This window comes from Paraburkholderia sp. NMBU_R16, from assembly GCF_013282575.1.
Lineage (GTDB): Bacteria > Pseudomonadota > Gammaproteobacteria > Burkholderiales > Burkholderiaceae > Trinickia.
The window spans coordinates 1-2,026 of the sequence record NZ_JAAAYE010000165.1 but is presented as its reverse complement, the minus strand read 5'-3'; the positions used below and the strand labels follow the sequence as shown (position 1 = coordinate 2,026).

Annotated in this window: 2 protein-coding genes; both read right to left on the bottom strand. The window is 56.4% G+C overall.

What is annotated here, in order from left to right; genetic code table 11:
* The coding region (locus GWC77_RS27490) for an aldolase/citrate lyase family protein (protein WP_173262571.1) at window positions 1-837 on the bottom strand (837 nt) is incomplete at its 3' end.
* A gap of 64 nt (window positions 838-901) precedes the next feature.
* The gene (locus tag GWC77_RS29850; protein WP_254367225.1) at window positions 902-1,384 is read right to left on the bottom strand and encodes a hypothetical protein; all 483 of its coding nucleotides are present in this window, start codon (window positions 1,382-1,384) and stop codon (window positions 902-904) included.
* Between the last annotated feature and the right edge of the window lie 642 nt (window positions 1,385-2,026).

Here is a 2,026-nt window from a genome sequence, read left to right as displayed (position 1 = left end):
AAAAACGCTCAGGCCCGCATCGCCACGTCCGCAGCGTTCGCTTGCGCGTGGAATGCGCGTTCGGATAACCGTGGAATCAGCGTTCGCTTTAGCGTGGAATGAGCGTTCGGTTTGCCTGGAATACGCAATTGCGGCAGACGAATAGGAGAACGCCGAATTGATCACGCTTGTCTGGGTCGGATGGATAGCACAGCGCCCCGTAAACCCAAGACGTCTTACCCGGTCACAGTCGGCTCGAAGCCCATCTAGATCATCTATATCGAAAAACGGTGTGTCGACTGATGCAAGGCCTGCGTTGCTCGCGGCCGCGACAATGGCGGATCGGGGCATAAGGAGCGTATCCCAGCAAATTTCAGCGCCAATGCTCTTCGTGTAGTCCGCGGAACCGAACATCAACGCGCTCATCCGTTCCGATGCGAAAGCGATCTTCTCGGCTTTGCGGATACCAGCTGCGGTTTCAACAAGCGCAATCAGGCGAATACGCGCGCCCTGCTTACCCAACGCAGTTTCAACGAACTTGATGCTTGAGCCCGACTCCACCTTGGGTATCACAATGAAGTCTGGTTTGTACCGCCCATCCCTGATCGACAAAATGTCATCAAGGCCCGCGTCGGTATCGATTGCGTTAATTCTTACCGCCGTCGGTGTACTGTTTTCCGGACACTGGAAAAAATGCTTATGCATGAGTTCGCGCGCAACCGGCTTCTCGCTGGCGCCGACCGAATCCTCTAGATCGATGAGGCAAACATCTGCGCCCGACTCTACCGCACGATATAACCGATCGACCTTCAGGGCGGGAGTAAACGAAATTGAGCGTATTGGTACGGAATGGGGCATGGGTGCGCCTCCTCCTGCGAACCTGCAGTTGTTGACGGTTGAAAGTGGGAGATGGCGATCCGGCTCACTGATTGCACATGGTCAGTTCCATGTGCATGCGCTCACAACCGTCCGGACCTTCAGCCCAAGCGACGACCTGCTGCCGTTGCTCACACCTTGCTGCGCACAAACGCAGCGGCTCACCTGCGAAACTAGGGCGGTGCGAAACAACGCGCACTGCGCGCACATCATCACAAGCTGCAAGTGTTCGCGCGTGGAATACGAGCATTTGCGCGACTAGTGGACCGTGAACGACCAGTCCGGGGTAGCGTTCGACCGACGTCGCGTAAGGGTGGTCATAGTGAATCCGATGACAAACGCCCAAAAGCGCGGAATAGCGGAAAAGCGTGACTTCATCGAATTGCACTACGGCGCTGACGGTTGAGTGATAACGACCTGGTTGCCACATTTCATACGCCGACGTTCCTTCAGCAGTAATATCGGCGGGCGAGTCCTTATAGACCCCGGTTCTCGTCTCTGTGAGCAAGCAGCCAAGGTCATCGAACACGGTGACCTCCAAGGGAACAAACACAAGACTGCCTGAGCGTCCTGTCTTGCTGATCGCCTCGCCGACGCGAATTCTGAACGTGACATGCGTACCGACGCACGTGTGTCGATGGATCTGGATTTCCGTCCCAGTCCATAGTCGCCGCGAATGAGTCTCAGGGACTCCGGGGGGAAGCACTGCGACGTGACCATCTCGGCGAAGCGGCGCGTCGATAGGTGATTCGTGCGTATAGAGCCAATGCCACGTCGGCGGGAGAGGACCGGTCTCTGGCACATTGTTCGATCGAAGAATCGCAACCAGCCGCGCGTATCGATCATGATCGATGACGCGGCCCCACTCGCATGCATTCATTGAAGAGCCTCCTGTTGCCAGGGATATGTGGTCGCGCCAGCAGGCTCATCACTACACAACTATTGCGATAGCAGCGGAGTTGAAGAAGAACCGACACGTCTCGGAACGAAGGCTACAACTTGATCCGGTTCCACGATACTGCCAAGGTTGATAGAGTCCTTTTTTTGGCCTCTTTTGAATTCCGAGTGGGTGATGTTAGCGGGTCAAGGGCGGGCGTAAGCCCGGCGCAGCGAACCCTTGAGGCGCTCTGAATCGACAAGCTGAGGTATGGCTGGTTGCGGCAGAATGCGG